This is a genomic window from Albimonas sp., assembly GCF_055129145.1.
In genome coordinates, this window is the sequence record NZ_JBSRTQ010000216.1 from 1 (window position 1) to 5,150 (window position 5,150).

A 5,150-nucleotide genomic window follows, 5' to 3' on the forward strand; every position below is an offset into this window, starting at 1 on the left:
GGCGATCCGCCGCCGCCGGCGCGACCGGGGCGCGGCGCCCGGCTTGCCGCCTCATCCTCGCGCGCATCCGACGGAATCCCGCTTGCGACCAAGCGCCGCCGGGCATAGGTTCCGCGGCATGTCCGGACCTCTCGTCATATCCGATCGCGCCCGCCTGCCCTGGCGGTTCTACGCAAGGCTCGCCGAGCTCCCCCTTCGGGGCTGAGCCCGCGCGCCGGCGTTCTTTTCACGCCCGGCCTCCTGACGACGCCCCCCCCCGCGACGACCCCTCGCGACGACCCCCATTCCGGAGACCATCCGATGTCCGCCCCCAAGACGCTCTACGACAAGATCTGGGACGCCCACCTGGTGAGCGAAGCAGACGACGGCACCTGTCTGATCTACATCGACCGGCACCTGGTTCACGAAGTCACCTCGCCCCAGGCCTTCGAGGGCCTGCGCATGGCCGGCCGCAAGGTGCGCCGCCCCGACGCGACCGTCGCCGTGCCCGACCACAACGTGCCGACCACGCTCGACCGCGCCAAGGGGATCGAGAACGAGGAGAGCCGCATCCAGGTCGAGGCGCTGGAGCGCAACGCCAAGGAAAACGGCATCACCTATTACGGCGTCGACGACGTCCGTCAGGGCATCGTCCACATCATCGGGCCGGAGCTGGGCTGGACCCAGCCGGGCATGACCATCGTGTGCGGCGACAGCCATACCGCGACCCATGGCGCCTTCGGGTCGCTGGCGCATGGCATCGGCACGTCGGAGGTCGAGCATGTGCTCGCCACCCAGACGCTGATCCAGCGCAAGGCCAGGAACATGCTGGTGAAGGTCGAGGGCGAGCTGCCCCCCGGCGTCACCGCCAAGGACATCACCCTGACCATCATCGGCAAGACCGGCACCGCCGGCGGCACCGGCTACGTCATCGAATACGCGGGCTCCGCCATCCGGGCGCTGTCGATGGAAGGCCGCATGACGCTGTGCAACATGGCGATCGAGGGCGGCGCGCGCGCGGGCCTCGTCGCGCCGGACGAGAAGACCTTCGCCTATGTGATGGGCCGCCCGCAGGCCCCCAAGGGCGCGGCCTGGGAGATGGCGCTCGCCTACTGGAAGACCCTCTTCTCCGACGACGGCGCGCATTACGACAAGGTGGTGGAGATCGACGCCGCCGACATCGCCCCGGTGGTGACCTGGGGCACCTCGCCCGAGGACGTGCTGCCGATCACCGCCTCGGTGCCCGCGCCCGGCGATTTCACCGGCGGCAAGGTCGACGCGGTGCAGCGCTCGCTCGACTATATGGGGCTGACGGCGGGGACCAGGCTCTCGGACATCGAGATCGACGCGGTGTTCATCGGCTCCTGCACCAACGGCCGGATCGAGGACCTGCGCGAAGTGGCGAAGGTGATGGAGGGCCGCAAGGTCAAGGCCGGGCTCCGGGCGATGATCGTGCCGGGCTCGGGCCTGGTGCGCGCCCAGGCCGAGGAGGAGGGCATCGCCCAGAAGCTCATCGACGCGGGCTTCGAGTGGCGGATGGCCGGCTGCTCGATGTGCCTCGCGATGAACCCCGACCAGCTTGAACCGGGGGAGCGCTGCGCCTCGACCTCCAACCGCAATTTCGAGGGCCGTCAGGGCCGCGGCGGCCGCACCCATCTGCTGAGCCCGGCGATGGCCGCGGCGGCGGCGGTGACCGGCCGGCTGACCGACGTGCGCGACCTGGTCTGAGGACCGGATTCGGGGACGGGGCGGCTTTCGGGCCGCCCCGCTGCGTTTCGGAGGCTCGGTTCCCGCGGCCTTTTTCGCAAGGCGTTTATCTTATGGCAGTCCCCCCGAAACTCTGGGGCGTTCACATGCCCGCCACGCAAAGCGCGGCCGCCCTGTCGGAGGGCTTCGTCGCCATCGGCTGGGCTGCGCTCGGCGACCTGTCGCGCCTGCCCGCCTCGCGCGAGGCGTTCAAGGCCGCTGTCGATGCCGCCGGGCTCGCCGACCGGCCGGGCGCAATTCCGGTCTGGGCCGGGGTGCTCTACCGTTTTCTGCATGAGATGAAGCAAGGCGACGTGGTGATCTTCCCCTCCAAGGACGATCGCATGGTCAATTTCGGCGTGGTCGAGGGCGGATACGAGCACCAGCCGGACGTGGACCTCCACCCCAACCGGCGCCGGGTGCGCTGGGTGCGCCGGATGCCGCGCGCCGCCTTTTCGCAGTCCGCGCTGCACGAGATCGGTTCGGCGATGACGCTGTTCGCGATCTCCACCCATGCCGAGGAGTTCACCGCGGCGATGGAGGGACGGCCCTTCGCGGCGAGCGCAGTGGAGGACGTGGACGAGGAAAGCGTCGAGGAGGTCTCGGCCCAGGTCGAGGAATCCACCGAGGACTTCATCCTCAAGCGCCTGAAATCAGGCCAGTCGCCCAACCAGTTCGAGCATTTCGTGGCGCATCTGCTGACCTGCATGGGCTATCATGCGCGCGTCACCAAGGCGTCGGGCGACGGCGGCGTGGACGTGATCGCCCATCGCGACGAGCTGGGCTTCGAGCCGCCGATCATCAAGGTGCAGGTGAAGCAGGTGCTCGACCAGATCGGACGGCCTGCGGTGCAGCAGCTGCATGGCGCCATCGAGACCGGGGAGCATGGGCTCTTCGTCACGCTGGGCGGCTATTCCAACGACGCGCGGGTGTTCGAGCGGGGCAAGCCCAACCTGCGGCTGATCGACGGCGAGACGCTCATCGGGTTGATCTACAACCACTATCATCGGTTCGAGCCGCGCTGGCAGCGGCTGATCCCCCTGCGCCGGGTCTATATTCCGGGCGGCGCGGCGGGCTCGGAAAACTGATCGCGGGCCCCGCGGCCCCTCGCCCGCGCTCGGGGGACGGCTCGGGCGGGGCGATGCGGAGGGGAGCGCAGCGCAGCGGCATGAGGGCCGCCCGCGCCGCGCTCCCTTCGACGAGGGCTTCAGCCCCGCAGACGCCGCGCGTTGCTGCGCGCCTTGAGCGACACCGGCTCGGCCGCGTCGAGCATCGCATGCTCCGGCGACATGCCCGAAGCCAGCGCCAGGGCCCCCGCCTCGATGCTGCGCGCGAAGGCGGCCGGCTTCTCGGTCATCATCCGCATCGCCTCGTCGGCGGACATCGACCCGGTCATCATCATCAGGGACCGGCGCGCGATCACCTCGGCCGACGCGATGGTCGTTTCGGTGTGCATCGCCCAGAGGTCGGTCCAGACCCGCCACGGGTGCATCAGGTCGAGCCCCTTGCTCCGTTCGGTTGTCCGCTTGGTCATTTCGTCCTTTCCATGAGGTCGCGATCGCGTCGCGACCTCAGTGCCACCCACCGGAAGACTCCGGTCATCGACAGACCATATAGCGTCATTCCTGACAATTGTCTTTCCAATCCGACGCCGCAACCAATCAGCAACCCTGATAGACCGCGGCCGAGCGCGGCGGCCGGCGGGGCGCTCAGGTCGGGGAGGGCTCGCGCAGGGTCGCCCGCATCCGCACCGGCGCGCGGGTGCGCAGGGTGATTTTCCCCAGCGGATCCGGCGGCGGGCCGGCGGGGGTGAGGCGCAGCGCGGGCAGCACTCGGGCCAGCGCCATCACTCCCTCGAGCCGGGCCAGCGCCATGCCGACGCAGATCCGCGGGCCGCCCCCGAACGGGATATGCGCGAAGGGATGGCGTCCGGACTTGGCCCCGCCGAGGAACCGGCCCGGATCGAACACCCCCGGCGCGTCCCAGAACCGCCGGTTGCGGTGGATCAGACCGATCACGATCTGGATGCGGGCGCCGGCGGGGATCGAAAGATCCTCGAACCGATCCGCCTCGATCGACTGGCGGCCCACGGTGAAGGCCGGCGGGTAGAGGCGCAGGATCTCGTCATAGGTCGCCGGCAGCTCGGCCAGCGCGCGGGCCCCGGCGGGGTCGAGGGGGGCGCCGGCGATGGCCTGCGCCTCGGTCACCGCGGCGGCAAGGCGGTCCTGCCAGGCCGGTTCCCGCGAGAGCCTGTCAAAACCCCAGACCAGCGACAGGGCGGTGGTCTCGTGGCCGGCGGCGAAGAGGGTCAGCACCTCGTTGCGGATCGCCGTGCGGTCGAGCAGCGCGCCGGTCTCCTCGTCGCGGGCATGGACGAGGATGTCGAGCAGGTCGGGGGCGTCGGGCTCGCCCGCCTCGCGGCGCGCCATGCGGGCGTCGATCAGCGGGAAGAGCCAGGCGTCGAGCTCGGCCAGCGCCGCCATCGCCGCCTTGCGCGACCGGCGCGGGGCCCAACGGCCGAGGCCCATCACGTCGGCGAAGGGGGGCGAACCCGCGTCGGTGATGGCGATGTCCATCAGCCGGCCGATGCGCGCGGTCTCCTCGCCCATCGCGGAGGAGAAGAACGCCTCCATCGCCACCCGCATGGCGAGTTCGGAGACCTCGGCGCTCAATTCCACCTCGCCGCCGCCGGGCGCGGCGGCGACGGCGCGCCAGCGGTCGGCCATCGCCTCCACATGGCGGGTCACCACGCCCTCGACGCCGCGGATGGCGCGGGCGTTGAAGGCGGGCGAGATCAGGCGGCGGCGCTGGCGCCAGGCGGGGCCGTCGAGGGTGAGGCTGGAGGCGCCGAGGAATTTGGCGAAGACGATCTCGTAGAACCGCCCCTTCACGTAGTTGCCGGCGTTGCCCTGCAGGATGTGGCGGGCGAGGTCCGGGTCGTTGACGGTGATGACGATTTCCGGGCCGACGCGGGTGACATGCCAGCGGCGGTCGGCCAGCTCGGGATGCACCATGTCGAGCAGGTTGCGGGACGCGCGGCGGATGGTGCGGATGGTGTTGATCCGGCGCAGCAGTTTCGAGCCGGCGAGCCGGTCGAGCGACGGCGGCGGGGAGGCCGGGATGTAGAGCAGGTCGCGTTCGAGCCGCGCGCGCTCCGCCGGGGTTTCGGTCCAGGCGGGCGGCGTCGAGCGGGTGGGGCGGGCAGGCGCGTCGGCGTCGGTCATCGGGGCGACTTCCTGGCTGGTGCGCCGGGCCGGGAGGGACGCGACGGACTCGGGGCGAGATTATCCCGCGAAGGGTGGCGATGTCACGGCTGGGGGCGGCGGTTCCGTCGCGCAGGCGGGACCGTTGCGAGGCGCCGCGTCCAGGGTCGCGGCGGCGGCGGCGGCGGGGCACCCGCGGCGCGCGGGGACGGCGGCGCGGGT

At 71.1% G+C, this 5,150-nt stretch carries 4 protein-coding genes; 2 read left to right on the forward strand and 2 right to left on the reverse strand.

Annotation, left to right across the window (positions count from 1 at the left end; genetic code table 11):
* Nucleotides 1-300 precede the first annotated feature (300 nt).
* Both leuC and ACTB72_RS20330 read left to right on the forward strand, forming a co-directional pair.
* Nucleotides 301-1,707: a 3-isopropylmalate dehydratase large subunit gene (leuC, locus tag ACTB72_RS20325; protein ID WP_463038846.1), complete on the forward strand. Its 1,407-nt coding sequence runs from the start codon at nt 301-303 to the stop codon at nt 1,705-1,707.
* A 92-nt stretch (nt 1,708-1,799) separates the two neighbouring features.
* Entirely contained in the window at nt 1,800-2,813 is a 1,014-nt protein-coding gene (locus ACTB72_RS20330; RefSeq protein ID WP_463038847.1) for a restriction endonuclease, read from the forward strand.
* A 119-nt stretch (nt 2,814-2,932) separates the two neighbouring features.
* Here ACTB72_RS20330 and ACTB72_RS20335 read toward each other — a convergent pair whose 3' ends face one another.
* Together ACTB72_RS20335 and ACTB72_RS20340 are read right to left on the reverse strand one after the other, a co-directional pair.
* Nucleotides 2,933-3,259 carry a hypothetical protein gene (locus tag ACTB72_RS20335; RefSeq protein ID WP_463038848.1) on the reverse strand — a complete coding sequence of 109 codons (327 nt, stop codon included), beginning with the start codon at nt 3,257-3,259 and terminating at the stop codon, nt 2,933-2,935.
* A gap of 175 nt (nt 3,260-3,434) precedes the next feature.
* Complete coding sequence (locus ACTB72_RS20340; protein ID WP_463038849.1) at nt 3,435-4,949, reverse strand: cytochrome P450; 1,515 nt, start codon at nt 4,947-4,949, stop codon at nt 3,435-3,437.
* Nucleotides 4,950-5,150 lie beyond the last annotated feature (201 nt).

Coding starts and splice junctions, on each gene's coding strand:
- leuC (WP_463038846.1), top strand. CDS start 301: ATGTCCGCCCCCAAGACGCTCTACGACAAGATCTGGGACGCCCACCTG.
- ACTB72_RS20330 (WP_463038847.1), top strand. CDS start 1,800: ATGGCAGTCCCCCCGAAACTCTGGGGCGTTCACATGCCCGCCACGCAA.
- ACTB72_RS20335 (WP_463038848.1), bottom strand. CDS start 3,259: ATGACCAAGCGGACAACCGAACGGAGCAAGGGGCTCGACCTGATGCAC.
- ACTB72_RS20340 (WP_463038849.1), bottom strand. CDS start 4,949: ATGACCGACGCCGACGCGCCTGCCCGCCCCACCCGCTCGACGCCGCCC.